The 26,181-nt window shown below is 70.0% G+C and carries 20 protein-coding genes; 10 read left to right on the top strand and 10 right to left on the bottom strand.

Going from position 1 to position 26,181, the window contains the following annotated elements; genetic code table 11:
• Positions 1–50: 50 nt before the first annotated feature.
• Positions 51–2,906, top strand: coding sequence for an MMPL family transporter (locus ACGFIS_RS12485; RefSeq protein ID WP_392909462.1), 2,856 nt, complete (start codon positions 51–53; stop codon positions 2,904–2,906).
• A 2-nt stretch (positions 2,907–2,908) separates the two neighbouring features.
• On the opposite strand, the gene ACGFIS_RS12480 is transcribed toward ACGFIS_RS12485, so the two are convergent.
• Both ACGFIS_RS12480 and ACGFIS_RS12475 read right to left on the bottom strand, forming a co-directional pair.
• Complete coding sequence (locus ACGFIS_RS12480; RefSeq protein WP_392909460.1) at positions 2,909–4,141, bottom strand: glycosyltransferase; 1,233 nt, start codon at positions 4,139–4,141, stop codon at positions 2,909–2,911.
• A gap of 22 nt (positions 4,142–4,163) precedes the next feature.
• Complete coding sequence (locus ACGFIS_RS12475) at positions 4,164–6,374, bottom strand: DHA2 family efflux MFS transporter permease subunit (RefSeq protein ID WP_392909458.1); 2,211 nt, start codon at positions 6,372–6,374, stop codon at positions 4,164–4,166.
• 287 nt (positions 6,375–6,661) lie between these two features.
• Here ACGFIS_RS12475 and ACGFIS_RS12470 point away from each other — a divergent pair, with 287 nt between their 5' ends.
• Positions 6,662–13,267, top strand: a complete 6,606-nt coding sequence (locus ACGFIS_RS12470; protein ID WP_392970607.1) for an SDR family NAD(P)-dependent oxidoreductase — start codon at positions 6,662–6,664, stop codon at positions 13,265–13,267.
• 43 nt (positions 13,268–13,310) lie between these two features.
• Complete coding sequence (gene ccrA / locus ACGFIS_RS12465) at positions 13,311–14,636, top strand: crotonyl-CoA carboxylase/reductase (protein WP_392909453.1); 1,326 nt, start codon at positions 13,311–13,313, stop codon at positions 14,634–14,636.
• A 101-nt stretch (positions 14,637–14,737) separates the two neighbouring features.
• On the opposite strand, the gene ACGFIS_RS12460 is transcribed toward ccrA, so the two are convergent.
• The 3 genes from ACGFIS_RS12460 to ACGFIS_RS12450 form a co-directional block, all read right to left on the bottom strand.
• Complete coding sequence (locus ACGFIS_RS12460; RefSeq protein WP_392909450.1) at positions 14,738–15,337, bottom strand: class F sortase; 600 nt, start codon at positions 15,335–15,337, stop codon at positions 14,738–14,740.
• Positions 15,338–15,377: 40 nt separating this feature from the next.
• Entirely contained in the window at positions 15,378–16,235 is an 858-nt protein-coding gene (locus tag ACGFIS_RS12455) for a hypothetical protein (RefSeq protein ID WP_392909448.1), read from the bottom strand.
• Between the two features lie 995 nt (positions 16,236–17,230).
• Positions 17,231–17,359, bottom strand: a complete 129-nt coding sequence (locus ACGFIS_RS12450; RefSeq protein WP_392909446.1) for a hypothetical protein — start codon at positions 17,357–17,359, stop codon at positions 17,231–17,233.
• A gap of 315 nt (positions 17,360–17,674) precedes the next feature.
• On the opposite strand from ACGFIS_RS12450, the gene ACGFIS_RS12445 reads away from it, so the two are divergent.
• From ACGFIS_RS12445 to ACGFIS_RS12430, 4 genes are all read left to right on the top strand, one after another.
• A complete protein-coding gene (locus ACGFIS_RS12445) occupies positions 17,675–18,442 on the top strand; it encodes a helix-turn-helix domain-containing protein (protein WP_392909443.1) in 768 nt (255 codons plus the stop codon).
• Entirely contained in the window at positions 18,439–18,648 is a 210-nt protein-coding gene (locus ACGFIS_RS12440) for a DUF397 domain-containing protein (RefSeq protein ID WP_392909441.1), read from the top strand. Before ACGFIS_RS12445 ends, ACGFIS_RS12440 begins: the two co-directional genes overlap by 4 nt.
• Positions 18,649–18,722: 74 nt before the next feature.
• A complete protein-coding gene (locus tag ACGFIS_RS12435) occupies positions 18,723–18,974 on the top strand; it encodes a hypothetical protein (protein ID WP_392970604.1) in 252 nt (83 codons plus the stop codon).
• 96 nt (positions 18,975–19,070) lie between these two features.
• Positions 19,071–20,000, top strand: coding sequence for a hypothetical protein (locus tag ACGFIS_RS12430; protein WP_392970601.1), 930 nt, complete (start codon positions 19,071–19,073; stop codon positions 19,998–20,000).
• A 124-nt stretch (positions 20,001–20,124) separates the two neighbouring features.
• Here ACGFIS_RS12430 and ACGFIS_RS12425 read toward each other — a convergent pair whose 3' ends face one another.
• Entirely contained in the window at positions 20,125–20,793 is a 669-nt protein-coding gene (locus ACGFIS_RS12425) for a TetR/AcrR family transcriptional regulator (protein ID WP_392909434.1), read from the bottom strand.
• 61 nt (positions 20,794–20,854) lie between these two features.
• On the opposite strand from ACGFIS_RS12425, the gene ACGFIS_RS12420 reads away from it, so the two are divergent.
• Entirely contained in the window at positions 20,855–21,523 is a 669-nt protein-coding gene (locus tag ACGFIS_RS12420; RefSeq protein WP_392909432.1) for a class I SAM-dependent methyltransferase, read from the top strand.
• Positions 21,524–21,715: 192 nt separating this feature from the next.
• Here the strand turns inward: ACGFIS_RS12420 and ACGFIS_RS12415 are convergent, their stop codons facing one another.
• Positions 21,716–22,456 (bottom strand): hypothetical protein, encoded by a 741-nt coding sequence (locus tag ACGFIS_RS12415; RefSeq protein ID WP_392909430.1) that lies wholly within the window; start codon positions 22,454–22,456, stop codon positions 21,716–21,718.
• Between the two features lie 257 nt (positions 22,457–22,713).
• On the opposite strand from ACGFIS_RS12415, the gene ACGFIS_RS12410 reads away from it, so the two are divergent.
• Positions 22,714–23,367: a maleylpyruvate isomerase N-terminal domain-containing protein gene (locus ACGFIS_RS12410; protein ID WP_392909428.1), complete on the top strand. Its 654-nt coding sequence runs from the start codon at positions 22,714–22,716 to the stop codon at positions 23,365–23,367.
• Positions 23,368–23,529: 162 nt separating this feature from the next.
• Entirely contained in the window at positions 23,530–24,387 is an 858-nt protein-coding gene (locus ACGFIS_RS12405) for a helix-turn-helix domain-containing protein (RefSeq protein ID WP_392909426.1), read from the top strand.
• Here ACGFIS_RS12405 and ACGFIS_RS12400 read toward each other — a convergent pair.
• The 3 genes from ACGFIS_RS12400 to ACGFIS_RS12390 all read right to left on the bottom strand — a co-directional run bounded on the left by ACGFIS_RS12400 (position 24,274) and on the right by ACGFIS_RS12390 (position 26,158).
• Complete coding sequence (locus ACGFIS_RS12400; RefSeq protein WP_392909424.1) at positions 24,274–25,470, bottom strand: MFS transporter; 1,197 nt, start codon at positions 25,468–25,470, stop codon at positions 24,274–24,276. The two genes, ACGFIS_RS12405 and ACGFIS_RS12400, sit on opposite strands and share 114 nt — an antisense overlap.
• 132 nt (positions 25,471–25,602) lie before the next feature.
• Positions 25,603–25,773: a hypothetical protein gene (locus ACGFIS_RS12395; RefSeq protein WP_392909422.1), complete on the bottom strand. Its 171-nt coding sequence runs from the start codon at positions 25,771–25,773 to the stop codon at positions 25,603–25,605.
• A 31-nt stretch (positions 25,774–25,804) separates the two neighbouring features.
• Positions 25,805–26,158 carry a PRC-barrel domain-containing protein gene (locus tag ACGFIS_RS12390; RefSeq protein WP_392909420.1) on the bottom strand — a complete coding sequence of 118 codons (354 nt, stop codon included), beginning with the start codon at positions 26,156–26,158 and terminating at the stop codon, positions 25,805–25,807.
• Between the last annotated feature and the right edge of the window lie 23 nt (positions 26,159–26,181).

Here is a 26,181-nt window from a genome sequence, read left to right as displayed (position 1 = left end):
TGCCGCCGGGCGACGCAGTTCCCCGGCGGCCGTGACGAAACAGGAGGATCATGCTTTCGGGGCTGGGGCGTCTCATCCACCGGCGACGCTGGACCAGCCTTGTCCTGATCCTGGTCACGACGATCCTCGCCGGGGGCTGGGGCCTCGGTGTGCTCTCCAAGTTCAAGGAGGGCGGCTTCGAGGACCCGGACGCGTCCTCGACCCTGGTCGCCAAGCTGGGCGCCACCTACTTCGGCAGCACCAACCCCGACGTCCTCGTCCTCTACAGCAGCGACACCATGACGGTGGACGACCCGCGCTACCAGACGAGCGTGGTCACCACGATCGCGCGGCTGCCCAAGGCCAACGTCGAAGAGATCATCTCGTACTGGTCGTTCGACGGTAAGGCCGCGAACTCGTTCGCGTCCCACGACCGGCGCTCGACGTTCGTCGCCGTGAAACTGCAGGGCGACGACGGCGCGACGATGATGGAGAACTACCACGCCATCAAGGAGCAGCTCGTCGCGCCCGGGCTGGAGGTCCAGTACGGCGGCGCCATCCCCCTGGGCGAGGAGTTCGGCGAACAGGTCGTCGCCGACATCGTGCGCGCCGAGCTCATGACCGCGCTGCCCCTGTTCCTGTTGCTCATCGTCCTGTTCGGTGCGCTCACCGCCTCGTTCCTGCCGCTCATCGTCGCCATGTTCTCGATGATCGGCGGACTGGCCGTCCTGCACGTGGTCACCTACACCACCGACGTGACGTCCTTCGCCCTGGAAGTCGTCACGATGATGGGCGTCGGCCTGGCGATCGACTACTCGCTGTTCATCATCAGCCGTTTCCGTGAAGAGCTGGCACGCGACATGGCCGCGCAGGGGATCGCGGCGGGCAAACCGTGGAAACGAGAACGCGACAGGAGATCTCGCAGGTCCGCGAGGAAGGCGCACAGAACGGCGATGCGTCCGGTCAGGCAGGGCGCGCTGTCCGCGACCATGGCCACCGCCGGCCGCACCATCGTGGTCAGCGGCATCACCGTGTCGGCCGCCCTCGCGGGGCTTCTGCTCTTCCCGCAGATGTTCCTCCGGACGATCGGGCTCGCGGGCATCGCCACCGTCATGGTCGCCGTCTTCGGTGCGACCGTCCTGCTGCCGACGCTCCTCGCGCTCCTGGGCCCGCGCGTCGAGTTCGGCCGGATGCCATGGCGGCGTCCCACGTCCAAGCGCGCGCAGCGGGACCCCAACAGCGGCTTCTGGTACCGCCTCGGCCACAGCGTGATGAAGCATCCGCTGCCGTACTTCACGGTCGTGCTCGTCATCCTGGGCGTGATGTTCGTGCCGTTCATGAACGTGCAGTTCGGCAGCGTGGACGCCCGCGTCCTGCCCGAGGACAGCCCCACCCGCGCCGTGGTGGAGACCGTCAAGCGGGACTTCCCCAACGGATCCGCCGAACCCATCGACGTCGTCGTCTCCGGGGACCTCATCCCGCGCAACTGGAAGCCCGACGACAACGACCCCATCCCGCCCTACCTGGACGAGTTCAGAAAGGAACTGGGGGCGCTGCCGGGCGTGTCGGACGCCCAGTTCACCGGCTACTCCGGCACGTACGGCGGCGTGCGCATCTCCGTCACGCACAAGTACGAGCCGATGGACCAGGAGGCCCAGGACCTCGTCACGAAGATCCGGGATATGACGCTGTCCAAGGACGGCCACCCGATGCACATCGACGTCGGCGGCAGCACGGCGGCGCAGATGGACCTGATGTCGAGCCTGATGGAAACGCTGCCCAAGATGGCGATGGTCGTCGGGATCGCCACGTTCATCCTGCTGTTCATGTTCTTCGGCTCCATCGTGCTGCCGCTGAAGGCCATCGTCATGAACGTCCTGTCGATCGGAGCGTCCTTCGGCGCGATCGTCTGGGGTTTCCAGTACGGCCACCTCGCCGGCGTGCTCAACTTCACCCCCACGGGCGGCGTCGAGGCGACGAGCATGATCCTCATCCTCGCGGTCGTGTTCGGCCTGTCCATGGACTACGAGGTCTTCCTGCTCAGCCGCATCCGCGAGGAATGGGACCTCTCCCACGACAACCGCGCCGCGGTCGCGCGCGGCATGCAGCACACCGGCAGCATCATCACCAGCGCCGCCCTGCTCTTCCTCGTCGTCATCGGCGCGTTCAGCACGGCCGGCATCACCGTCGTCAAACTCATCGGCGTCGGCATGTTCGTCGCCGTCGTCGTGGACGCCATGCTCGTCCGCTCCCTCCTCGTCCCGGCCACGATGCGGTTCATGGGCGCCGCCAACTGGTGGTTGCCGGGCTTCCTCGCCGGCCTGCACGCCCGCATGGACCTGCGCGAACGCAGCAGCCCCCTCGCCGCGGCCGGCCCCGCCGTCCCGCCCCGCCTGCCGGACGAGCAGCCCTTCCCGTACGCCCTCCACTGGGAGGAGGCCGGCCCCGCCCCGGCCCGCCGTGCCGCTCACCCCACGGCCGCCCCCGCAGCCCCGAGGGCCGCCGCACCGCCCGCCGGACGTCCCAGGAGGCCCGGTCGCGGGCCCGCGCCGCAAAGGCCGCCCGCTGCGCCGCAAAGGCCGCCCGCCGCGCCTCCGATGCCGCCTGCCGCGCGTCCCGAGCCGTCAGCCGCCCCGCGGGCGCACACGCCGCCGCCCCAGCAGGTGGACGCGAACGACGCCTTCAGGCTCGTCACACCACCCGCCGCGCAGGAGCCACCGAGGCTGGTCTTCCAGACGCCCCCCGGTTCGGAGGCGGCGTCACGCCAGGAGAACGGCGGATACAGGCCGGCCGAGGAGCCGTGGACCCCCTGGGCGGACGGCCCGCCGCAACCGGCGCCTCCGCACACTCCCCGAACCAAGCGGGCGATCGTCCCCAACCCGGACGGCAGCGGATGGCATTGGGGCGAGGTACAGGACGACGCCTGATCTCACCGGAGGAGCGAGTCGATGATCTCCCGGGCCTGCCCGACACCGTCCTCGTCGCGGATCCGCCGGCCCAGCTCACCCGCCTGGTCCGCCATCCCCTGGTCCCGGACGGCACGCCGGATCTTCGACGCGAGCCGGGGCACCGTCAGCGCGCGGAACGGCAGCGGAACCGGCCCCGCCCCCAGCGACGCGACGCGCTCCCCCCAGTAGGGCTGGTCGCCGAAGAACGGGCACACCACGGTCGGCACACCCGCCCGCAGGCCCGCCGCGGTCGTTCCCGCACCGCCGTGATGCACCACCGCGGCCATTCGCGGGAACAGCCACGAGTGCGGGACGTCCCGGACGGCGAGAACCTGATCATCCGAAGTGTCCGGATCGCCCTGCACGATGCCCCGCACTCCGGCGAGCTTCAACGCCGTCCGTACCACCATTCCGGTCATTTCGGAGTCCTTCGGCACCATGCTCCCGAACCCGGCGTACACCGGTGCGGGGCCCGCCGCCAGAAACTCCGCGAGCTCCGCCGGAGGCTCCCAATCGGGCTCGTCGAGGAACCAGTACCCGGTGAGGTTCACATTGGACGGCCAGTCCTTCGGCCGCGGAACCACGACGGGGCTGAAACACGCCAGCACCGTCCCGCCGTCCGCCCGTCTGCCCCGCACCGGCAGCCGCGGCAACCCCAGCGCCTCGTCCCGCCACGGGTTGATGAACGGCCGCGACAACTGCCACGCGATCTGGTCGACCGCCCGGAAACTCGCCCGGTTCGCCCACGGCCCGAACATCCGCGCCTGCGGGACGAACGGATGCGGGAACGCACCCGTAGCCCGGCTGGGTTGAAAATGAATCAGCGCCCAAGGAATACCGAGATGCTCGCCGATATGCTGGGGGAGAAAACCGAGAGTGGGGCCCAATATCAGGTCGGCGCCCTTACAGGCGTCCAAACACTCCGCCAATAGTCTCTCGGCCATCGGCCCCAGTATCCGCCGGAAACCGCCGAGGAACTTCACCGGGTTGCGCCCGCCCGCCAGCAACTCCTGACCGGCATCCGATTCGAGGATCTCCGTCGGATCCGCGGTCAGCGGCGCGAGTTCCAGCCCCGCGGCGACGACCATCGGCGAGTACCGCGCACTCGCCACCAGCCGCACCTCGTCCCCCCGTCGGCGCAGCACCCGTCCCAGCGCCACACACGGCTGGATGTCCCCCCGCGACCCCGCCGCGAAGATCACGATTCTGCTCACGCTGTCCTCCTACCAGGCGTCGCTACCAGGCGTCGCCACGCGGCTCGATCTTGGGCTCGTCCACCGGGGTCTCCTCCGGGAGATAAGGCTCGTACCACCCGTCCGGAGGCGTCGGCCGCTCACCGTCCTCCTCCGCGGAGAGCCCGGCCGCACCTTCGCCGCCCACGACCTCGTCCACCGGCGACGCACCCGGCGCGCCGGCTTCGTCGACCGCGACGGGCCGGGCGGTCACACGAAGCGTCCTGACGCCCTCGCTCGGGCGCTCACCGGTGCCCGCCACCGGCTGGGAGTCGCTCTGCGGCGCACCGGTGTCCCCGGCGGGGGTGCCCTCAGCGGTCGCGGGCAGCGTCCCCGGTTCGTCGGCGGGCCGTGCCGGGGTGTCCTTCCGGGTACCCGTCACGCGTGGGGGCGGGGTCACGGGGACGGTGACGCCCTGTGCGCCCTCGCCGGGGGGCGCGGCGCCGGCCGCGGCGGGCCAGTCGTCCCAGGCGTTCGCCGGAGCGGGCGGGGGGTCGGAGGGAGGCGCCGGCCAGGGAGTCGGCGGGCCGATGTCCTTCTGCCAGCTGAACGTGTCGTCGCTGGGCTTGGTCTCGGTGTCGGCGTCGTCGTCGGTGTCGGTCCACCAGTGGGGGCCGGGGGTGGAGACGCGGTCGTCCGGCATGGGTTCGTCCTCCCAGGCGGTTGGGAGCGGAACGTGGGCGGTGGGCAGGGATGCGCTGACGACGGCCAGGTCGACGGGGGCACCCAGAGGGGTCACCGGGATGGGGTCGGGGTGGGTCTCGCGGGGGCCGGGGTGGGTCTCGCGGGGGCCGGGCTCGGTGATGACGGGGGGCTGCTTGCCGTGCTTGGGGCCGAGCCACCCGCGCCGGCTGGGGAGGGTGAGGGCGCTGATCATGCCGCCGATGAGGACGAGGCCGGCGCCGAGGACGAGGCCGGACGAGGTGCCGTCGCGGAACGTCTCCAGTTCGGCGGCGCTCGCGCGCTCGTCGGGGATGGTGTGGATGAGCAGGCCGATGATGGCGATGCCGAAGGCGCCGGACGCCTCGCGGATGACGTTGATGACGCCGCTGGCCACACCCGCCCGCCGCTCGGGGACGGCCTTCAGCACGTACATCACCAGCGGCATGCCCAGGGCGGCTCCGACGCCGACGAGCATGACGCCGGGCATCAGGTCGGCGTAGCCGTCGCCGGTCCGCAGCGTGGAGAACAGGAACATCCCGAGGCCCATCAGGACCATGCCGGCGCCGATCGCCGGCCGCGGGCCGACCTTGGCCGCGAGCAGGAACGCCACCGGGGTCAGCACCATGATCGCGATGGCGGGGGGCAGCATGACGAGGCCCGCCTCGGGGGGCGAGAAACCGAGGAATCGCTGCAGGAACGGCTGCGAGTAGAACATCATGCCGTTGAAGCCGATGCCGTAGAGCATCTGCGACATCAGCCCGCCGCTGAAGACGCGGTTGCGGAAGAACCGCAGGTCGATCATCGGGTCGGGGGCCCAGCTCTCCACCAGGACGAAGCAGACCAGAGCGATCGCGCCGAGGGCGAAGACGCTGAGCACCGACGGGTTGGACCAGCCGTACCTGTTGCCGGACTCCAGCCCGTAGATGAACGCGAACAGCATCGTCGCGGAGATCAGCACGCCGGGCAGGTCGATGCGGGCGTGCTTGTTGTCGCCGTGGGAGGTGAGGACGAACAGCCCGAGGATGATCACCAAGATGCCGGGCAGGATGTTGATCAGGAAGATCCAGCCCCAGTGCCAGTGCTGGACGATGATGCCGCCGATGGTGGGGCCGAGCGCGGTCGCGCTGGACGCGGCGCCGATGAAGGCGATGTTGCCGATGGAGCGCTGCTTGTCGGTGCGTCCGACGGTCACCATCACCTGCGTGGCGGGCAGCACGAGCGCGGCCCCGGCGCCCTGCACGATGCGGGCGAGGATGAGCACGTCGGAGCTCTGCGCGAGCCCGCAGACGGCCGACGCGGCGGTGAAGACGACCATGCCGGAGGTGAACGTGACGCGGCAGCCGTAGACGTCGGCGAGCCTCCCGCCCATGATCATCAGGCAGGAGAACATCAGGATGTAGCCGGTGGCGACCCAGTCCTTGGCCGATGACGACATGTCGAGGTCGGCCATGATCGTGGGCAGCGCCGTGAAGACCACCGTGTTGTCCATGGTGGTCATGAACGCGCTGACGGCCACGACCGCCAGCGCCCATCGGTACCGGCCCCGGGTCACTGTGCGTACGGCGTGAAATCCCCACAGTCAGGAATCCGCCGCTTCCCCCTAAAGCGCTCGTCGCTATTGTTACTATTGGTTGGCAGGTCGTTACTCCACCCTGACTGTGGCCAAGGCGCCTCAACTATCCCATCAGGCCACAATGGTTACTCCCGAGTCTTGTCATCACCGTGACAAGTAGCTGATGAGAAAAGTGGTCTGGGTGCGCATCGTGAGTTCGTCATCGTAGGACAAAGTGGGTTCCTCCGCTTCGCTGAACGATCCCGGTTTTGGGGGGAACCCACCGCATGCAGAGCAATGATCGTTCCGGAGCCGCGCAGCACAACGCGCAGGACGAGACTCGGATCAGTGAGGATTCGATCCGCCGGCACCTGATCGAGCAGATCGCGCGTCGCTCCCGGATCACCGTCACCGAAATCGACCCCGACCGGCCGCTTGAAGAGTTCGGGCTGGCGTCCCGGGACGCCGTCGCGATCGCGGGCGAGCTCGAGCAGATGCTGGGACGGTCCCTCCCCGCCACCCTCGTCTGGGAACATCCGACGATCAACAAGCTCTCCCTGGCGCTCGCGGGCGGTGCCGCCGAGACGACGCGTCCGGAACCCGCACCGGCCGCCGTGCGGGAGGCCGCGAACGACGAGCCGATCGCCGTCGTCGGCATCGGCTGCCGCTTCCCCGGCGGGGAACGCGACCTCACCGGACCCGAAGACTACTGGCGGTTCCTGACCGGCCGGGGCGACGCGATCCGCGAGGTGCCCGACGGCCGCTGGGACCCGTTCGACGACGGTTCCCCCGAGGTCGGAGACCTGCTCGCCAAGACGACCCGGCTCGGCGGTTTCCTCGGCGACATCGCCGGGTTCGACGCGCAGTTCTTCGGCATCACCCCGCGCGAGGCGGCGGTGATGGACCCCCAGCAGCGCCTCGTCCTGGAGGTCGCCTGGGAGGCGTTCGAGCACGCGGGCATCGGGCCGGCGTCGCTGCGCGGCAGCCGGACCGGCGTGTTCGTCGGCGTGTCCGCACCCGAGTACGCGGCGTTCACCGCGTCCGACCTGGTGTCCCTCGAACCGTTCACGGCGACCGGCGCCGCGCTCAGCATCATCGCGAACCGGCTGTCGTACCTGCTGGACCTGCGCGGCCCCAGCATGATCGTCGACACGGCGTGCTCGTCGTCGCTGGTCTCCACCCACCTCGCCGTGCAGGCGCTCCGCAGCGGCGAGGCCGACGTGGCGCTCGCCGGCGGCGTGAACCTCCTGCTGTCGCCGACCGTCACGATGACGTTCGACCTCGCGGGCGGGACGGCGTCCGACGGGCACTGCAAGGCGTTCGACGCGTCCGCCGACGGCATGGTCCGCGCCGAGGGCTGCGGCGCCGTCGTCATGAAGCGGCTGTCGGACGCGGTGCGGGACGGCGACCGGATCCTCGCGGTCGTGAAGGGCTCCGGCGTCAACTCCGACGGACGGTCCAACGGCCTCGTCGCTCCGAACTCCGACGCGCAGCGCGCCCTGCTCCGCGACGTGTACGCGAGCGCGGGCATCGACACGCGTGAGGTCGACTACGTCGAAGCCCACGGGACGGGCACGTTCCTCGGCGACCCGATCGAAGCGAAGGCGGTCGGTGACGTCCTCGGCGCCGGACGTGAACCGGATGCGCCCCTCCTGCTCGGCTCCGCGAAGTCCAACCTCGGGCACATGGAGTCGGCGGCGGGCATAGCCGGGCTCATCAAGACCGTTCTCGCGCTTCATCACCGGGTCATCCCGCCTAGCGCGCACTACAAGGAACCCAACCCGCACATCCCGTTCGACGAACTGCGCCTCGCGGTCGTCGCGGAAGAGACGCCGTGGCCTGAGCGGAGTCACCCCGCGCGTGCCGGCGTGTCCGGGTTCGGCTTCGGCGGGACGAACGCACACGTCCTTCTGGAAGAGGCCCCCGCGCAGGAGGCGACCGTCCAGCCGGCCGTCGTCCGGACGTTCCCGCTGTCCGACACCAGCGACGACCGCATACGCGACCACGCGGCCGCCCTCGCCGAGTGGCTCCCGGACCGGGACGCCAAACTCCCCGACGTCGCGCGGACCCTGCACCGGCGCCGTGGCCGTGGACGAGCCCGCGCCGCCGTCGCCGCCCGGGACCGCGCCGGGCTCATCGACGGGCTGACCGCTCTCGCGGAGGGCCGGCCCCACCCCGGAGTGGTGAACGGCACCGCGTTCGGCGCTCCGGGCCGTCCCGTGTGGGTGTTCTCCGGGTACGGCGCGCAACGCGCGGGCATGGCCCAGCGGCTCCTGGAGGAGGAGCCCGCGTTCGCCGAGGCCATCGACGACCTGGACGGCCTGTTCGCCGAGGAGGGCGGCCCGGAACTGTGGTCGCTGCTCGAAGCGGGCGAGAAGCCGGACGGCCCGGTCGTCACGATGCCGCTGCTGTTCGGGATCCAGATCGGCCTGGCCCGGATGTGGAAGTCGTACGGCGTCACGCCCGGCGCGGTCATCGGCCACTCGATGGGCGAGGTCGCTGCGGCGGTCGTCGCCGGCGCGATCACGCTGGAGGACGGCGTCCGCGTCATCTGCCGCCGGTCCCGCCTGCTGACGCGGCTCGTCGGCGGCGGCGCGATGGCCGTCCTCGGCGCGTCCGCCGACGAGGTCGCGCGCCTGGGTGAGGGACTGCCCGAGGTGTACGCGGCCGTGCACTCGTCCCCGAAGCAGACCGTCGTCACCGGCGACGCCGGCCAGGTCGCCGAGATCGTCGAGCGCGCGGAGGCCGAGGGCCGGCTCGCCCGGATGGTCCAGGCCGAGGGCGCCGGACATTCGCCCCAGGTCGACCCGCTGCTCCCCGAGCTGCGCGAACTCCTCGCCGAGGTGGGCGCCGAACGCGGCACGCCCCTCGCCGAAGGCATCAAGCTCTACACGGCGGCCCTGGACGACCCCCGCGCCCTCATCGAGCGTGAGGACGGGCTCGGGGTCTCCCACTGGGCGGCGAACCTGCGCAACCCCGTCCGGCTCACGGACGCCGTGGCGGCGGCCGCCGACGACGGGTTCCGGACGTTCGTCGAGGTCAACGCGCACCCCATCCTCGCGCACGCGGTCGGGGAGACCCTTGAGGGGACGGGCGCGCTCGTCACCCACACGCTCAAACGGGCGCCCAAGGGTCAGGAGACCGACGACACCCTGACCTTCCACGCGCAGCTCGCCACCCTGGCCGCGTACGGCCACGCGGTCGCCGCGCCCGCGGACGGGCGGATCATCGACGTCCCGCAGTCGCCGTGGCGGCACGAGCGGCACTGGGTCGACCTGTCGGCGCGCGCGTCCGGCGGACGGGACGAGCACCCCCTGCTCGGGGCGCACGTGGAGATGCCCGGCGAGGAACGGCACGCCTGGCGCGCCGATGTGGGCCTCGCCGCGCAGCCGTGGCTCGGAGGGGCGGCCGTCCACGGCCTGCCGACGCTTCCGGCGGCGGCGTTCGCGGAGATGGCGCTCGCCGCCGGTGCGACGGCGCTCGGCACCGACGACGTCCGCGTCAACAGCCTGTGGATCGAGCGGCCGCTCGCGCTCGCCGACCACACGACCGTGACGACGACGTTCACGGAGGCCGAGCAGCGGGTGGAGATCCACACGCTGACGCCCGCCGGGACATGGACGCGGCTGGCCAGCGCCGACGTCGGCGAGGACCACCGCCCCCCGGCGGCGTCCGAGCCCGGCGCCGCCACCGAGGTCGCGGGGGCCGAGCGCGGCAGCCGCCACTACCGGCTGCACCCCGAGGTGTTCGGCCGCTGCCTGTCCGTCCTGTCGGACGAGGCGGCCGCCCTCGCCGAGGGGACGTGGCTGGCCGAGACCATCGGCAGCCTGCGCGTGCACGGGCCGACGCATCGCGGCGGGCATGTCCGGGCCGCGGTGTCCCACGACGACGAGGGCATCACGGGTTCGGTCCTGCTGCTCGCGGCGGACGGCCAGGTCCTCGCCGAGGCCACCGGCATCGTGCTGCGCCGCGTCGAACGCCATGACGTGCCCGTCCCGGTGGCCGCCAAGCTCGTCGAACTCGTCTGGGACGAGGCCCCGCTGCCCGGTACGGACACGTCCGAACTCGACACCCCCGCGCCGGACACGGGCCGGGCACCCGCCGAGACCGGCGGCGACGAGGCCGACGGCGGCGGGGGCACCTGGCTGGTGCTCTCCGACGAGCAGGACGCGCTCGCGTCCGCGGCCGTCGCCGGCCTGGAGGGACGCGGGCGCCGGGTCGTCCGGCACCGGCTGACGAACCGCCCGCCCGACGAGCATCCGGCGATGGACGACCCGGTCGACGGCGTCGTTCTCGTCCCGTCCGCGGATCTGGTGGACGAAGACCTGGTCCTCACCGTCGCCGGTGTGAGCCGTGCGCTCCCGGACGGCCCGCGGCTCTACGTCGCGACGCACAGGGCGCTCCCCGTGAAGGACGGGGAGCCGGGCGAACCCGGCCACGCCTTCATCAGCGCGCTCACCCGCGTGCTGGCGTTCGAGCGGACCGTCCAGCGGGCCACGCATGTGGACGTCGACCGTCCCGCCGATCTGGTCGCGGAGCTTCTCGGCGACGACGACGCGCGGGAGGTCGCCTGGCGCGGCGGCGTACGCCATGTGGCGCGCCTCGCGCAGGCGCGGCTGCCGGAGGCGGCGGCCAAGCCGAAGCGGGTCGTCCGGCGCGGCGGCGCCTACGTGATCACCGGCGGTTACGGCGGGATCGGGCTCGTCACCGCGCGGCTGCTGGCCGAACGCGGCGCCGGACGCATCGTGCTGTCCGGGCGGAGCGGCCCCGACGCCGACGCCGAGAAGGTGATCGCCCGCCTGCGCGAGGACGGCGTGGACGTCGGCGTCGTCCTCGGCGACATCGCCAAGCCGGGCATGGCCGAACGGCTCATCAGGGTCGCCCAGGAGGGCGGCGCCCGGCTGCGCGGCATCGTGCACGGCGCCGGGGCCATCGACGACCGGCTGATCGCCGACCTCGGCGCCGACGATCTCCACAGGGTGTGGACGGCGAAGGTCGAGGGTGCGCGGCGGCTCAGCGAGGCCGCCTGGGACCTCGACCTCGACTGGCTCGTCATGCACTCGTCGGCCGCGGCGCTGCTCGGCTCGCCCGGCCAGGCCGCCTATGCCGCCGCGAACGCCGCGATCGACGCGCTGATGGCGTACCGGCGGGCAGGCGGACGCCCAGGAACCACCATCAACTGGGGCACCTGGTCACAGGTCGGCGGGGCGGCCGGAATGGCGGTCACCGTCATCGATCCGATCAGCCCGGCGGAGGGCGCGGAGGCGCTGGAGGCGCTGCTCGTCCACGACATGCCGGCGACGGGTGTGCTGCGTTTCGACCCCGCCACGGCGGTCGGGCTGTTCCCCGAGATCCGCAACATGCCGTACTTCGCCGCGCTGACGGAGGCGGCCGACGACGCCGGCGCGGGCGACGCGGGCGACTGGCCCGGCGTCGAGGCGCTCAAGGACGTCGACCCCGCCACCGCCCGCCAGATGATCGCCACGCAGGTGAAGCACCGGATCGCGGCCGTTCTCGGCTTCGACCCGCAGCGCCTCGACCCGGCCGTCCCGCTCACCGACCTCGGACTCGACTCCCTCGTCGCCGTCCGGATCAAGAGCGGAGTCGAACACGACCTGGGGCTGACCGTCCCCGCGTCGGTGCTGCTGCAGGGCGCGAGCGTCAACGTCTTCGAGGAGTGGGCGGCCGGCGAACTGGGCCTGTCGGACGCCCCGGCCCCCGCCCCGGCCGCCGCCGTCTCCAACGCCGAAGCCGGATACGTCATGCCGCGCGACGCCGCCGAACGCCTCGCCGTCCGCATCTTCGAGGACGTCCTGGGCGTCGACCGCGTCAGCGTCACGGCCGACTTCTTCGCCGAACTCGGAGGCCGAGACGACCAGGCCGACCAGGTCGTCGCCAAGGTCGCGACCGAACTGGGCGGCGAGGTCACCCGCGGTGAGCTGTTCGAAGTGCCGACGGCGGAGAACGTCGCCGAGTTCATCCGCGCCGCCGACGAGGAGGCCGCGCGGCAGACCGTCCGGCCGCTGACACCGGGCCGTTGCGGGGGGCGTGGGGGGTCGTCCCCCCACAGTGACGCGTCCGGCGGCCGCCGCCCGATCTTCATCGCGCATCCCGCCGGCGGCACCACCGCCTGCTACCGGCAGCTCATCGACCTGCTCGGCGACGACCAGCCGGTGTACGGCCTGGAGCGGTTCGAGGACGCGCCGTCCGTCGAGGAACGCGCCGCCCGGTACGTCCAGCACCTCCTGGAGGCGCAGCCCGACGGCGCGTTCCGGCTCGGCGGCTGGTCGTTCGGCGGCGTCCTCGCCTACGAGACGGCGCGGCAGCTCACCGCCGCCGGACGCGACGTCGAGTTCGTCGCGCTGTTCGACGCGGGCCTCCCGCTGGCCGTGGACGACGAGTCCGACACCCTCGCCCGCCGGTTCTCCGCGTTCGCCGACTACATCAACGAAACGTACGGCCTGGACGTCGCCCTCACCTACGAGGAACTGTCCGGGCTGGACGAGGAGGCGCAGTTCGCGCTGGTCATGGAGCGTGCGGCCCCGCTCGTGGACTACATCCCCCCGGCGGCCCTCACCCACCAGCTCACGTCCCACCAGGACACCCGCTCCCTGGAGGCGTACCAGCCGGGGCCGTACGACGGCCGCGTCATCCTCTACTACGCGCCCGAGGAAACCCCCTGGGCCGTCCGCGATGCCCGCTACGTGCTCGACGGCACCAACGGGTTCGGCGGGCTCTGCTCCGACCTGGAGATCGTCACGGTCCCCGGGGTGCACCACCTCAACCTGCTGGACCCGCCCGGTGTGGAGGCTCTCGCCGCGCACCTGGAGGGCCGGCTGGCAGGGCGGCGGGAGCACGCTGCCCCGACCGACACGTCGAACCAGGCCCGCTGAGGGCCCACCCCCCGAACCCCGTCGTTCCACGGAGGACACCCCCATGGCCCAGTCCCATGACCTGCTCGACGCCGTACGGTCCGGCGCGACCGGACCCGAGCTGCAGGACATCGACCTGCCGACCCGTTTCCGTGCCGCGTTCACCCGCAAGGACGAGGTCGGGATCTTCGAGGGCCAGGCCGACAAGGACGTGCGCCGCTCCATGCACGTCGGCGAGGTCGACATGCCCGAACTCGCGCCCGACGAGTGCGTCGTCGCGGTGATGTCCGCCGCGATCAACTTCAACACCGTCTGGTCGGCGATCTTCGAGCCCATCCCCACGTTCGCGTTCCTGGAGAAGTTCGGCAGGCAGGGCTGGTACGGCGCCAGGCACGACCTGCCCTACCACATCCTCGGCTCCGACGGCTCCGGCGTCATCGTCCGCACCGGCAGCGGCGTGAAGAGCTGGAAGGTCGGGGACAAGGTCGTCCTGTCCCCGTCCTATGTGGACGAGGAGGACCACGGCTCCTACGACGACGGCATGATGAGCGAGACGCAGCTCGCGTGGGGCTTCGAGACGAACTTCGGTTCGCTCGGCGAGTACTGCATCGTCAAGGCGAACCAGCTCATCCCCAAGCCCGCGCACCTCACCTGGGAGGAGGCGGGCTCCAACACCCTCTGCGCCGCCACCGCCTACCGGATGCTCGTCGGGACGCACGGCGCCCGGATGAAGCAGGGCGACGTCGTGCTGATCTGGGGCGCCACCGGCGGCCTCGGCTCGTACGCGACCCAGCTCGTCAAGAACGGCGGCGGCATTCCCGTCGGGGTCGTGTCGTCCGACGAGAAGGCCGACATCGTCCGCTCCCAGGGCTGTGAGAACGTCATCAACCGCAACGACCTGGACCTCGGCGAGCAGGGCCTCCGCCACCCCAAGGCCGGCCGGATGCTGGGCGAGGCGATCCGCCGCCTCGTCGGCGAGGACCCGGGCATCGTCTTCGAGTACCTCGGCCGGGAGACGTTCGGCGCGTCCGTCTACGTCGCCAAGCGCGGCGGCAAGGTCGTCACCTGCGGCTCCTCCACGGGCTACAAGCACGAGTACGACAACCGGTTCCTCTGGATGCGCCTCAAGAGCATCATCGGCTCGCACGGCTTCAACTACCACGAGGCCGTCGAGGTGAACCGCCTCATCGGCCTCGGCATGATCCACCCGACGCTGTCGGCGGTGTTCCCGCTGGACGAGGCCGGCGCCGCGACCCGCGCCGTCCAGACCAACCAGCACATCGGCAAGGTCGCCGTCCTGTGCGGCGCCACCGGCGAAGGCCAGGGCGTGGACGACCCGGCCCTCCGCGAACGCATCGGCGAGGACAAGCTGAACCTCTACCGCCGCTGAAGCCCCGCTCCTGGACGGGCCTCACCGCCGGGCCGCCGTCCACAGAAGAGACCGCCCGCCCCTCCACAGCCGTGGACGGGCGGGCGGTCGCGTTCAGCTGGTCAGGAACCGGCCAGCTTGGCGTACACGATCACGTTGTCCTTGTAGTGGCCCGACTTGGGGTCGAAAGCTCCCCCGCAGGTCACCAGGCGAAGGGACGCGTGGTCCAGTTGCTCGCCGAACACCTTCTTGTGCGGGAAGGCGTTCTTGTCGACGCGCTGGATCTGCTGCACGGCGAACGTGGCGGTGGTGCCGTCCTTGCGCGCCACCTGGATCTTGTCTCCCGCCTTGAGTTCCTTCAGGCGGTAGAACACGGCCTGCTTGCCGTTGGCGTCGACGTGGCCCAGGAGGACCGACGGGCCGATTTCGCCCGGCGTGACGCCCTCCTTGTACCAGCCGACGAGGTTCGGCTTGCTCAGCGGCGGTTCCTCTACGCGCCCGTTGGGCAGGAGCCCGATCTCGCCGACGGGAGCCGACACGCCGAGCTTCTCGATGGTGATCTTCGTTGGCTGCGAATGGGTGAGCGGCGCGGACACCGCCGCGGCGGTGGTGCCGGAGGAGGGGGTCGCCGCAGGGCTGCCCTCCGAGGTGACCTTGCCGTCATCGCCACCGCAGCCGCTCAACAGGAGTCCGGTGAGCAGCGCGCCGGTCGCCACGCCCATGGCGCGGCGACCGGCGGCCGTTGCTGAGAAGTCAGGCAACTTACGACCGCTCCGAGACCGTCCGGCGGCGCAGCGCGACCGCGCCGAGGCCCAGGAACATGAACGCGCCCCAGGCGGCGGCCATCATCGGCGAGCCATCGGTGCCCAGCGAGCTGCCGTCACCGGTGTTGATGGGGCCGGTGGGGATCTTCGGCGTCTTCGGCTTCATGCCGGTGCCGGTGCCGTTGCCGGTGCCCTTCTCCGGGCTGGTGCTGTACTTCACCGACCCGAAGTCCTTGCAGACCACCGTGACGGTGGTCGGGTCCGGCGGGTTGCTGCGGTACGTGCCCTGGGCGGTCCAGGTGGCGTCGCCCGTCTTCTTCACCGGCAGCGGGTTCTTGGTGTAGCCGTTACCCGAAACGGTGACCGCGGTCGGGCAGTTGACCGTGAACGTGACCTTCTGGCCGGGGGCGACGCGCGTGGTGGACAGCTTCACCTTGTCGTACCCGAACTTGAACGTCGGCGTCGTGGGCGTCGGCGTCGGGTCGTTGCCGTCGGGCTTGGCGACCGTGAGCGGCAGCGTCAGCGTCAGCTTCTTGTTGTTCGGGTCGTAGCAGGTGACCTTGTAGTCGTAGCTCTGGCCGGCCTTCAGGTGCCTGCTGTCGAACGTCGCGACCGGGGCGCTGGTCCAGGTGGTGCCGCTCTGGGTGAACTTCACCAGCCCGTTGAAGACCATGGTGCCCTGGTGCGCGAGCACCGGCTTGGTCTCGCAGCCTTCCACCGTGACGGTGATCTTCGAGCCCGCCGTGAACGGGTTGGGGGAAGCCGAGGCCTTGCCGTCGGCGAGTGCCGGGCCCGCCATCCCGAGCACCATTGCCCCCGCGGCGACTCCTGCCGCGGCCAGCCGGGTTGAGCGCATTGTGTTTCTCCTCATGATCGGGGAACCCTCATGTCCCTCGGGTGGGATTCACACCTAGCGATGGCGGGGGATGCCGCACGACGCGGCAGACAAGGCGGGTGTGCTCGCAGTTAGCGAAGCCCGGGGAGACGTAGGAGGACGATGAGGCAGCAGTGTAGTGATAACCGGTTGCGGCGCAACCCGAAATGCAGGAGAACAGCTGGTGAATGGCCTGACTCGGTCATGCTGAGATTCGTGTAAACCCTCCGCATTGGTCGAGCGACCGCCTCTCCGAAACAATTTCGATAGAGCTCTGACCTGCGAAAACATGGCCCGAAGGCAAGCGACGCGGAGTCGGCCACCCTCATGCCGGCGGGGTCTGCGGCACCCGGGCCGCAGGGTCTTCAAATGCTGAAAATCACGCTGGCGTGACCTTCCGTAGCGCCCGTCCGGGGTCACTGTAAAGAGTGAAGTCGATCACACCGGGTCGCACCGCGGAACCAGAACCGGCGACAGAGCGTCACCGTCGGCCGGTCGGGAGAACGGTCGTGTCGAATGCCACGTGGCGTCACCGCTCACCCTCCGAAATGTTCTCCCGACGCATTCAAATGGCCTAGCGGACACCGCAAAGATTCAACCGGTCTGATCACCGCTCCGTTGTGAAATTTCCTGGGACGCGCACTCCTCGTCGTCGGAAGGGACGGGCGCAGTCCCACCGAGGGCGCGGACGATCCATGGAACGAGGAGAGCGGCGAGCCTGACCGCCGCGCGCTCCGGATCGTCGCAAAGCCCCAGCCGCTCTCCGGTGCTCGAAACGAACCACCACCCGTCGGCGTCCCGGACGGCCGCGACGTGTTCCCCGATGCACGGAACCCGCGAATCGAACACGCGCAGCCGCGACAGGCGACCGTCCCGGCGACCCTGAACGCTCCAGCCGCGCCGTCGCAGTCGACGAGCCAACCGGTTCAGACGACGCCGCACCCGAAGGCCGTCCAGCGGAGACGGCGCGACCTCCGTCACCTGAGGTTCCGAGTGGTACCGCGCGCCCGGAACGCCTCCCTCATCAGCTCGGCCCGGAGCTCGACCGGGTCGGGACGCATCACGGTCGCGTCCACGCCGGCCCTCGGGTCGATGAGCGTGGCCACGTATTCCCCGAAATGTCCGTCCCAGCGCCGGGACCGCCAAATGTGGTGTCCGGGAAAGTCCTCACGGAGCCGATCGAGAGCCGGGTTATCGAACGAAGATGTGTCTTTCACGGATGGCCCCAGGGTCGGATTCGCTGTCGGGATATGTGTTATAAGAATCACAGCAGCGCATTGTTCCCGGCCAGCAAGTCGAACGGATCAATGCCGACCCCCCGAAAGATCAACGAAACCCGGCGACGGGTTTCACAAGGAGTTCCCATGGGATCGAGGAGTGAACCATATGAAGCCCCCGCAATTCAGACATTCGCCTGCGAAATGGCGGAGTGGCGCTCACAGGCCGGACTGACCAGGACTGGCCTCGCCGAGGTCCTCGGCTACACCCCGCAGTGGATCAGCCAGGTCGAGGCGGCCAAGAGCATCCCGTCCAGGGACTTCGCCGAGAACCTCGACACCTACTTCAAGACCAACGGCCTCTTCCACCGCCTGTGGAAGCGCATCATCGACACCCGTTACCAGGCCGTCCTCCCACCAGGCTTCCCCGAGTACCAGGAGCGCGAGGCCGAAGCCAGCCAGCTACGAAACTTCGAACTGACGCTGATCTACGGCCTCCTCCAGACCGAGAACTACATCCGTGCTGTGGTCGGCCACGACCAAGACCCGGACACCGCCGAACGGCTCGTCGCAGAACGCCTCGGACGACAGAAGCTCCTCACTCGCGAGAATGCGCCGCACGCGTGGTTCACCCTCGATGAGGCGGCGCTACGCCGTGAGATCTCGGGCCCGGAGGTCATGCGGGAGCAACTCGCCCACATCCTCGCCTTGGGTGAACGCTCCAATATCTCGATCGACGTCGTGCCGTTGAGTGAGGGGTACTACCCCGGCCTCACAGGAGGCTTCACCATTCTCAGCTTCTCCAACGCGCCGGACGTCGTCTACGGCGAGATAGCGGGGCAGGGGATGCTCCTCCAGGAGCCGCGAATCGTCGCGCGCTTCGCAGTAAGGTACAACTCACTGCGAGGTAACGCGCTTCGGGTCGAGGAATCACGGACCCTGATCAAGAGCATCATGGAGGAGTACGGATGACCAAACCTGATTTGTCAGCCGTGAACTGGCGTAAGTCGAGCCGTAGCGGCCACGAGGGTGGCGCCTGTGTTGAAGTCGCGAGTGCGGCGCCGGGTTTCGCTGTCCGGGACTCCAAGAACCCTGACGGCCCGAAGTTGACCTTCGGCAACGCAGCTTGGCGCGAGTTCACGAGCCACATCAAGGCCAACGCCCACGACCTTCCCTGAGCCGACCTGCCAGCCCCCGGAAGGAGCCCCCGCCCTCATTGGACGGGGGCTCGTCTCGGGAGGGAATCACCAGGATGACCCGTCCGCTGCTCCTCCTCGACGTCGACGGAGTGCTCAACCCGTTCGGTTCCTCCCGCTGCCCCTCGGGCTTCGCCGAACATGCTCTCTTCCCAGGTGAAGAACCCGTCCGGATCAATCCAGGGCACGGGACGTGGATCACCGAACTCCTCGACGACGAGCCCACCCTGCTGATCCCCATCGGCCCCGCGACCGGCCTCACCCGCCGCTCCGTCGATCAAGCCCTCGACTGGGCAGGCGACCTGTGACCCGCTGCCGCCCATCGGGAGACGAGCCCCGCATCGCTGACAGTCCGACCGAAGTAAGCCCTACGTGGTCATCCAATTACTGTTAGTTTGTAGTTCGTGCCCACGAACAAGCACGAGCTGCCGCTTGAGATGGTCCGCAACCGGCCGCAGCTCGTTCCCGAGCTCTTGCGCAGCGTCTTCGGCCTCGACGTGCCCGACCTTGTGTCGACCACGTTGACGTCGGAGTCCTACGCCGACGTCAACCCGGCCGAGTTGAGGTGTGACGCCACCGTCCTGCTCGGGGATCCCAAGCGCCCCAAGCTGGGTGTGGTTGTGGAGTCGCAGCTACGCCCACGGGATCAGAAGTCCTACAGTTGGCCGGCCTACCTCGCCTCACTGCGCCAGCGCCGTAAATGTCCCGTGATGCTTCTCGTCCTCTGCCCGGACAAGGTCACCGCGCGCGGTTGCGCCGCCCCGATCGACATGGGTCACCCCGGCTGGGTGCTCAATCCCCTGACCGTCCACCCGGGCATGCTCCCACCGATCGTGGACCCCGGGCAGGCGCGGCGGCTCCCCGAACTCGCGGTGCTCGCTGCCCCCGTTCATGCGGAAGGACCAGAGGTCAGAGCCGTCCTCGACAGCCTGACCGACGCTCTTCACTCGGTGGCCGGTGACACACGCAAGCTCTACTATGACTACGTAACGTCGCGGTTGTCTGACGCGGCCCGCAAGCTCCTGGAGGAGACCATGTCGGTCAAAGGCTACGAATGGGAGTCGGACTTCGCTAAGAGCCACCGCGAGGAGGGCCGCGCCGAAGGCCGCGAGGAGGGCCGCGCCGAAGGCCGCGAGGAGGGCCACACAGAAGGCCGCGAGGAGGGCCACACAGAAGGTGAGGTCAGGGCGCTCTTGCTGGTCCTGCAGAGCCGTGGCATTGCCGTCACCGATGATGTCCGCGGCCGGGTCGAAGGTTGCACCGATCTCGACCAGATCGAGCGCTGGGTTCAGCGCGCCTCCACCGCCGACACCGCTGACGACCTCTTCGACTAAACCTCCGCCTCCGGCATTCCTGGCGGCCAGACTCCCTGCTGCCGCCCCAAGCTCCTGGAGGAGACCTTGACGGTCAAGGAAGATCTTTTCGTCTAGGTCCCACGCTCGGCGCTACCCGAGTCGGTTAGCCGCGGTTCTCCGGGTGCCCCGGGTCTGCCGCAGGGGCGGTGCAGAGCTGGGCGGTCAAAGTGGCGTAGGCCCACTCTTCCCACTCTTCCGGCGACCAGTTGCGGTCCTGGACGAAGAGTAGGTACAGCTGCGGGCTGAGCAGCCCGAACAGTACGTCGGCGGCCGTCTCGACGGAGACGTCGGGGCGGGCTCCGGGCTTGCCGGCCAGCGCCTGGGCCGCGGCGTGCTGCACGGTGTAGCGCGGGTCGGGGTCGTCGGGCCATTGCGCGGCGATCTGCGGATCGGTGGCCGCGGCGGCCGCGATCAGCGGCATGATCGGGGCGACCCGGCCCAGGATCTCGCAGGTGCCGTGGACGTGGGCGCGCAATTGCCCGGCTGCGGTCGGCTCGGCGCACGCGGCGCGGAACCACTCACGATCCATGGTGGCGACCGGCTCGATGTCGCCGGCGATGGACGTGTCGACGACGTCCTTGAACAGCGTGCGCTTGTTGCCGAAGACGAAGTAGACCGTCTGGACGGCGACGCCCGCCCGGTCCGCGACCTCCTGCAGGCTCGTCGCCCCGTAACCCTGCGCGGCGAACAGCTCGCGAGCCGCCTCGACGACCTTCTCACGGGTGCGGCGTGAGCGCTCGGCTCGCTTGTCCGGCCGCTTGACTTCGTCCATTTTGCGAGTATATCTCTAGAGTACATCACTAGAGTTCAACTCTAGATACTTGGAGGAGACGATGGACCAGCCCAAGGCCACCCAGCGGCCGGAATCGGACCTGGCCTCAACGCAGCGAGACCCTGAGGAGGAGTCCGTCCGCCGCGCGCTGGAGGGCTACTACCGCACCGGCAAGCCACCGTGGGACACCGGCGTGACGCCGCCCGAGCTGGTCGCCCTGGTAGAGGGGCACGGCGCGCTGCCGCCCGGCCGCGCCCTGGAACTCGGCTGCGGCACGGGGACCAACGCCGTCTACCTCGCACGGCACGGCTGGGAGGTGACGGGCGTCGACCTGATCGACCGAGCCGTCGACCAGGCCAGGGAGAAGGCCGCGGCGGAGGGAGCGGAGGTACGGCTGCTGCACGGGGACGTCACCCGTCTCGACGAGCTGGACGTGCCGGGCCCCTTCGACCTGTTCTTCGACCTGAGCTGCTACTGCGGGGTCCCGCTGCACCGCCGCGACTCCTACGCCGCCGGGCTCACCCACCGCGCCGCTCCCGGAGCACGGCTGCTGATGTTCGGGTACGGTCCCGAGCCGCTCGGCAATCCGGTTCCCGAGGTCACGTCGTGGGCGGCGGGCGTCACAGCCGACGAGCTCCGCGCCAGGTTCTCCGGCTGGGAGCTGCTCGACGTCACCCCGGGCACCAACTCGGTGCCGACCTTCTGGTTCACGCTGCGCCGCGGCGCCTAGGAAGCATCAGCCGGCCGGTGCTCTCCCGAGGCCACGAGCCCGCCGTAGTTGCGGGCGGACACCGGTCGGCATCACGCGCGCTGCGTCGGCTCGCAGGACAGCGGCTGGACGGTGAGTCGCGACCCACAACACGGTGCGGCTGCAGCGGCCAGGCCCTGAGCGCCCGCCGCCACCGGCCCCACGAACTCCCGGCTATTCCGGTGCTGGATCAGGGTCGGTGAAGCCCTCCCCAGGATCGACGTTCTGGACGCCGTAGGCCTCGTGCATGAGTTCCTGAACGCCGTAGTAGATCTTGCAGTAGTCATCGTCGATGTCTTCGCCCTCCTCCTCATCCAAGAGATCACGGGGTTGGATGCAGATCTCCAGGTAGGTGTCGTCCGCGGCCTCTGGCGCTGGGTGCACGGCGGGCTGCTCGATGCGTAGCTGCTGGCGGTGCTGCAGCAGCGGTTCTTCTAGATGGGGAAGAACGCTGCTCAGGCCCTCCCAGTCGACCGAGATGAATGCAGCGTGGATGCTGCCGTGACCGGTGGCGTCAATGGTGATGTTCCGGTCGTAGATCTGTTTGAGCTCGGCTATGTCGCTGTCTTGGTCATGCAGGCCATGGTCGAAGGCTCGCCACAGGGCCGCCATGGTGTGCACCGTGCCGTCCGGGCAGGTGATCTGCAGAAAGTCGTGTATGTCGACGCCCCAGGTGAGTCGGCCGCGTTGCACCGCCCAGAGGTATTCGGTCTCCTTGGCGCCGAAGCCGATGTCGATCGGCCGTGGAGGGCCATCGGTCGGGCCGTAGATTTGATCAAGACAGCTTTGAATGTGTTCGGGCTGGTTGTAGACGAGCATGATGGCCCACTCGGCGGAGCCGTTGAAGGATCGTTCGAGCACGTAGGCGCTGGCACTGAGAGGTTGGCCAGGCAGGCGCCGTTGCCGTTTCGACATGGGTCGGCACGATAGCGGCGCGTCCCTTCGCCTGTCTTAATGATCTTGTGGCGGCTGCGCCCTCGGGTCCGGCCGCGGTGAGCAGAACCCGTTTCGTAGCAGCGGCAGCCGGGCTCGGCCGAACATTTGCCTTTTGATCATCTTGGTGTGGGTTGACGTTCGTTGGTATCCCCGACGACTGTCCAGCGCGACGAGCAGGCGAGGCGACCGTGTGAATGTGCTGGTTCGCCGTTCCGGTGCGGCACTAGCTTGCCGGGGTGGATCTTTTCTCGCGTTCCTGGACGGCGTTGCGCGCCGCGGTCGACGAACTTTCCGAGCAGGACTGGGAACGGCCGTCCGGCTGTACCGGCTGGCTCGTGCGGGACCTGGTGTGCCACCTGATCATCGACGCCCAGGACGTCCTGATCACGCTGGTCACGCCCGCCGACACCGAACCGACCGCGGACTCGGTCACCTACTGGGACCTTGTCGAACCCCCGACCGGCGAGGACCCGCTCGACGCACTGATCCCCCGGCTGGCCGCCGCGTACGGCGAGCCGAGGTTGCTCAAGTTCCATTTCGACGACGTCGGGTCCGCCGCCGGGCGCGCCGCCGAACTCGCCGACCCCGGCGTCCGCGTCAGCACCCAGGACAAGGTGCTGACCGCCGGCGACTACCTGTCCGCGTACGTCCTCGAATGGACGTTGCACCACCTCGACCTGATCGCGCACCTGCCCTCGGCCGCCGGACCGCCCGCCGAGACCCTCGCCGCCGCCCGCGCGGCACTGGACAAGATCGCCGGGGCACGGATTCCGGTGGCGTTCTCCGACACGGACGCCCTGCTGGTCGGCACCGGACGTCGAGCGCCGACGGACGCGGAGACCGCCGAACTGGGCGACCTGGCCGTGACGATCCCACTGATTCTCGGCTGACCGAGCCACGCCGGCGGCGGGAGGAACCGGACGTTCGCCGTGTTCGGTGGACGGCGGGGAATAGCAGACGGTTCTCCCTGTGCTTGACCTTGAGTGGCGAACGTCGTGGATATCGCACGTGCCGGGGTGGACGGGGCCGCGTCGCCGGCAGCGGTGTGGGAGATGTCGAGCTCGCACCATGTCCGGCTGTGGGCCCGCACGGCGCTCAGGACACCGTCGGGCTCGTGGTGGGGGCTGGTGCTGGCGGGTGAGGTCACGCTTGAGGCGGCATCGGGGTCCAGCGTTCTCGCCGAAGGCGACGCGGTCCTCGTGGACGCCCGTATCGCTCACCGGGCCATCGCGTCGAACCGGCACGAGCGGTCCGTTCTGGTCGTCGGGGATCTGCGCTTGGCCGTACCGGTCCATCGGCTGCCGAACCCCCTGATCGTTCGCGGCTTCGGCACCCGGCACACGGGCGTCGCGGAGCTCGTCGGGAAGTGCCCGCTTGAGCGCGTGTGCGAGCCCTCCCTCTTCGCCGCCAGCTACGGAAATCTGATCGGCGCGGCGATGACCGCTTCGTGGATCGAGGACCAGGGCGGCAGCGACAACGTCCGGATGGACGAGGCCGTCGCCGCCGTGGTGGCCGCGGTGACGGCCAGACCGGGGGAGCCGTGGACCGTCGAGGAAATGGCGCGCCTGGTCCATCTGTCGCGTTCCGCGCTGGGCGAGCGGTTCCGCCGCGCGCTCGGCCGCGGACCCGCGGAGGTGCTCCGGGAGGTGCGGATGCGGGAGGCGCGCCGACTGCTCGACGATCCCTCGCGTCCGGTGGAGTACGTCGCGTATGCCGTCGGGTACGGTTCCGCGGCCGCCTTCAGCCGGGCGTTCTCGTCCCACCATGGCGTCGCGCCGCAGGCCTGGCGCGACATGTCACCCACGCGGAACGCGCAGGGCGGCGAAGACCGTCCCGGACGCCGCGGCGAATCCGGTGCCGAGCAGGAAGGCGGCCGTGACGCCGTGCGCGTCCAGGAGCGCGCCTCCTGACGCCGACCCAAGCGTGATCGCCACCTGGAACGCGGTCACCTGCAACGACAGAGCCGATTCGGCGCGCTTGGGCTCGACGCGGGTCACCCACAACTGGGTGGCGACCGGGACCATGTTGAAGCCCAGACCCCACACGACGATCCCCACGGCCAGCACCGGAAGGGACGTCGCGGTCACGGTGGCGAGGAGGCCGGCGCCCAGCAGCAGCGGTGCCGCGGCGGCCACGATCCGCAACCGGCCCGCGAACCGTCCGGCCGCGAGGTTGCCGGCCATTCCGCCCACGCCCCAGGCGAGCAGCAGCCATACCGTGGCGTCCGCGTCGACCCCTTCGATCGCGAGCTTGATGTAGGGGTAGGCGGTGAAGTTGCCGAACGCGACCAGGACCACTCCCAGGACCCCGGCCATCAGCCACCTGTTGGCGAGCGCCGACCTGAGCATGGTGAATCCTGCGGCCGGATGCGGAGGCACCCGCGGCAGCGTCGCGGCGACGGCCAGGGCCGCGGCGGCGCTGAGGACGGCCGCGGCGCCGAACACCGAGCGCCAGCCGACCGCGTCACCGACCAGGGACGCCAGCGGGACGCCGGCGATGGTCGCGATGGTGACGCCGAGCGCGATCGACGTGGAGACCACGCTGTCCCGTCCCGGCACGGCGCGGGTGCCCGCGCCGAACGCGAACGACCAGTATCCCGCGATGGCGATGCCGAGTACGAGGCGGCCGAGGAGCAGGACGGCGAAGCCCGGCGCGATCGCCACGGCCAGGTTCGCGACGGCGGCCGCCACCAGGAGCCCGACGAGCACGGTACGCCGGTCGGTCCGCGGCAGCAGCGCCGCGATGCTCGGCGCCGTGACCGCGCCCGCGATCGCGGTGGCCGCCACGGAAAGGCCGACGGTGCCCTCGCTGAGCCCGAGGTCGGCGGCCATCGCGGGCAGCACGCTGGCGGGCAGGAACTCGCTGGCCACGAGCACCGCGATCCCGGCGGCGAGCGCGACGATCGGTGACCAGTTCGAACGGGTTCCCGGCGGAGCCGAGACCTCGGGCGGCGAAGAGCCGGGGGACGTTGGTGACGACTGGGCGGCTGTCATGGGGTCCAGCTTCGCCACGTCCCCGTCATCGTGGTTGATCGTGTGAAGCGTGCGATTGATCGCTCGACCGGCCTTGCGCCGGCCACGCTCCCGTCCGCGTCAGGCGGCGGCGTCCGTGAACTTCACGTGGGGTCAGCGGGTGGGGCGGGAGGCTCGGCGGTGGCCGAAGCGGATTCCGCTTAGGACGAGGTCGGCCAGGAACAGCAGCACACCGATGATCAGTAGGTAGAACAGGCCCTTCACGACGAATCCGATGATTCCTAGCGCAATCGCCACCAAGAGGATGAACAGGAACAATGCCACGGCGATCCCTCCCTGGTGACGTGGTGGCCGGTCAGCGGCGTGCCAGGCGGCGCTCGTCCGGGGCCGCCTGGTAGGGCAGGTCGTAGTAGTCGAAGACCGCCTGCTCATCGCCGGCGAGAAGCTCTCCGTCGGTACTGATCGCGGGAGCGTTCCTGATCTCCTTCTTCGCGTGCGCGACACGGACGTACTCCGGCCCCACCGACGCCCCGGAGAGCGGAGCGAACACGAGGCGCTGCCGGGTCGGCAGGCCGGTCTTGATGGTGGCGAAGGAAGGCTGATCGGTCGCGGTGTCGACGTAGATGGCCTCCAGTTGGCCGACCTTGCTTCCGCTCTCGTCGATCACTTCGCGGCCGCGCCACTGCCGAATGTCCTCGATCTCGAACATGTCACGTCCAGCCGTTGGGTCCC

Source organism: Spirillospora sp. NPDC048824, from assembly GCF_043198455.1.
Classification (GTDB): Bacteria; Actinomycetota; Actinomycetes; order Streptosporangiales; family Streptosporangiaceae; genus Spirillospora.
Note: the sequence above shows the minus strand (reverse complement) of the source record. Positions and strands in the feature narration are given on the sequence as shown.

What these genes read in the sequence shown, in the direction of transcription:
- ACGFIS_RS12460 (WP_392909450.1), bottom strand. Translation starts at nt 15,337, where the DNA reads ATGGGCGTGGCGACCGGCGCGCTGCTCACCGGACTCCTGTTGAGCGGC.
- ACGFIS_RS12470 (WP_392970607.1), top strand. Translation starts at nt 6,662, where the DNA reads ATGCAGAGCAATGATCGTTCCGGAGCCGCGCAGCACAACGCGCAGGAC.
- ACGFIS_RS12485 (WP_392909462.1), top strand. Translation starts at nt 51, where the DNA reads ATGCTTTCGGGGCTGGGGCGTCTCATCCACCGGCGACGCTGGACCAGC.
- ACGFIS_RS12420 (WP_392909432.1), top strand. Translation starts at nt 20,855, where the DNA reads ATGGACCAGCCCAAGGCCACCCAGCGGCCGGAATCGGACCTGGCCTCA.
- ACGFIS_RS12415 (WP_392909430.1), bottom strand. Translation starts at nt 22,456, where the DNA reads ATGTCGAAACGGCAACGGCGCCTGCCTGGCCAACCTCTCAGTGCCAGC.
- ACGFIS_RS12425 (WP_392909434.1), bottom strand. Translation starts at nt 20,793, where the DNA reads ATGGACGAAGTCAAGCGGCCGGACAAGCGAGCCGAGCGCTCACGCCGC.
- ACGFIS_RS12405 (WP_392909426.1), top strand. Translation starts at nt 23,530, where the DNA reads ATGTCGAGCTCGCACCATGTCCGGCTGTGGGCCCGCACGGCGCTCAGG.
- ACGFIS_RS12390 (WP_392909420.1), bottom strand. Translation starts at nt 26,158, where the DNA reads ATGTTCGAGATCGAGGACATTCGGCAGTGGCGCGGCCGCGAAGTGATC.
- ccrA (WP_392909453.1), top strand. Translation starts at nt 13,311, where the DNA reads ATGGCCCAGTCCCATGACCTGCTCGACGCCGTACGGTCCGGCGCGACC.
- ACGFIS_RS12440 (WP_392909441.1), top strand. Translation starts at nt 18,439, where the DNA reads ATGACCAAACCTGATTTGTCAGCCGTGAACTGGCGTAAGTCGAGCCGT.
- ACGFIS_RS12400 (WP_392909424.1), bottom strand. Translation starts at nt 25,470, where the DNA reads ATGACAGCCGCCCAGTCGTCACCAACGTCCCCCGGCTCTTCGCCGCCC.
- ACGFIS_RS12445 (WP_392909443.1), top strand. Translation starts at nt 17,675, where the DNA reads ATGGCGGAGTGGCGCTCACAGGCCGGACTGACCAGGACTGGCCTCGCC.
- ACGFIS_RS12455 (WP_392909448.1), bottom strand. Translation starts at nt 16,235, where the DNA reads ATGCGCTCAACCCGGCTGGCCGCGGCAGGAGTCGCCGCGGGGGCAATG.
- ACGFIS_RS12435 (WP_392970604.1), top strand. Translation starts at nt 18,723, where the DNA reads ATGACCCGTCCGCTGCTCCTCCTCGACGTCGACGGAGTGCTCAACCCG.